The organism is Paenirhodobacter enshiensis, from assembly GCF_000740785.1.
In the GTDB taxonomy this organism is placed as follows: domain Bacteria; phylum Pseudomonadota; class Alphaproteobacteria; order Rhodobacterales; family Rhodobacteraceae; genus Rhodobacter; species Rhodobacter enshiensis.
In genome coordinates this window covers 1-1,197 of the sequence record NZ_JFZB01000081.1, presented here as the reverse complement: position 1 = coordinate 1,197, position 1,197 = coordinate 1, and the positions used below count along the sequence as shown (strand labels likewise).

At 61.4% G+C, this 1,197-nt stretch carries 2 protein-coding genes; one reads left to right on the top strand and one right to left on the bottom strand.

Annotated elements, in window-relative coordinates; genetic code table 11:
- A partial coding sequence (locus CG50_RS15970; protein WP_036640644.1) for a Crp/Fnr family transcriptional regulator occupies window positions 1–612 on the bottom strand: 612 nt, incomplete at its 3' end.
- A 150-nt stretch (window positions 613–762) separates the two neighbouring features.
- On the opposite strand from CG50_RS15970, the gene CG50_RS15965 reads away from it, so the two are divergent.
- Window positions 763–1,005 carry a hypothetical protein gene (locus CG50_RS15965; protein ID WP_036640643.1) on the top strand — a complete coding sequence of 81 codons (243 nt, stop codon included), beginning with the start codon at window positions 763–765 and terminating at the stop codon, window positions 1,003–1,005.
- Window positions 1,006–1,197 lie beyond the last annotated feature (192 nt).

Sequence of the window (1,197 nt, the reverse complement as noted above, 5' to 3'; positions counted from 1 at the left end):
AGAGTGTCCGGTTTTCGGGGTCCACCTCACCGCGCTCAATCCGAGCGCATCAGCAAGGTGATATTGCGTAAGCGGGCAATCGTACCCCTCCTTACTCCCCATGCCCACCAGAGCCAGTCGCGATCCCAACTCCAGCAGGAAATGCGCCATACGCGCACCCGCGTCCCGCCGCCCAATCCCGACGAGATGTTCAACCACCATCGCCTCATCCCGCGATGCCGCCCAAAGGATGGCCGTTGCGAGCCGCGGTGTCTGCGCGAACGCCTCGAGCAGATCGCTCGTCAAGACTTCGGCAGCCTCTACGTCCACGATTGGCTCGAAACTGTGGTCCGAGGTACGCAAGAGCACGCTTCGCAATCCCAAGAAATCGCCGGGCACCTGAAAATCAACGATCTGCCGCGTTCCATCCGGTTGGATCTTGTAAGAGCAGACCCAGCCCGCGGACAGGATATAGGCGGCCTGATCCGATTGCCCCTGATGCGCCATGTCTCGCCCGGCGACAAAGGACCGCCGACGGCCGTGCAGACGCGCAAGCACGGCAAGTTCGGCCTCTGACAAAGTGACAAAGGCCGAGAGCTTTCGGGTGAGCGGGCTGGCCGCGACCGGTGTCATGACCCTTTCCTTTCGGTTGCGGAGGATCTGCCGAGATCAGCTCCGGGACTGCTTTCGATCAGCCCAGCATAGAGCATTTCATGCAAATAAGAGGAACGCATCAGGCTGGCGTCATGGCCAGATAGTGATACGATGAAAGGAATACACCGGATGTCTACATCGAATGACGCTGCAGGACTGGCCGCCCTTTCGATCTGCGAGTCACTTCTGCTGGCCATGAACGATCGCGGATTGCTGCCGGAGAATGAGATCGTCGGGGTGCTCCGCGACGCTGCGGCCCCCCACGAGAACACCATCGACACTGAGCCTGACGCGGAAATCCACCGGGCCGTGGCGGCGCTCATCAACCAGATCATCGCGGGGGGCAATTCAGTGCGGAGACCACCGGCATGACGCATTGGATCGCACAGGATCTGCATCAGCCATGACACTTTCGTCCTGCTCAGACCACAAGCCCCCTCAGGAGCCCGGCCGATGGGACACGCCACTAAGCAAGAGAGGTGTACCCGGCAACTGCGGCCCTGCCCCACGGGGCGGCGGATCGCACGCGGACACGATGTATCGACCCAGCGGAATCTGCTCAGG

Coding starts and splice junctions, on each gene's coding strand:
- CG50_RS15965 (WP_036640643.1), top strand. CDS start 763: ATGTCTACATCGAATGACGCTGCAGGACTGGCCGCCCTTTCGATCTGC.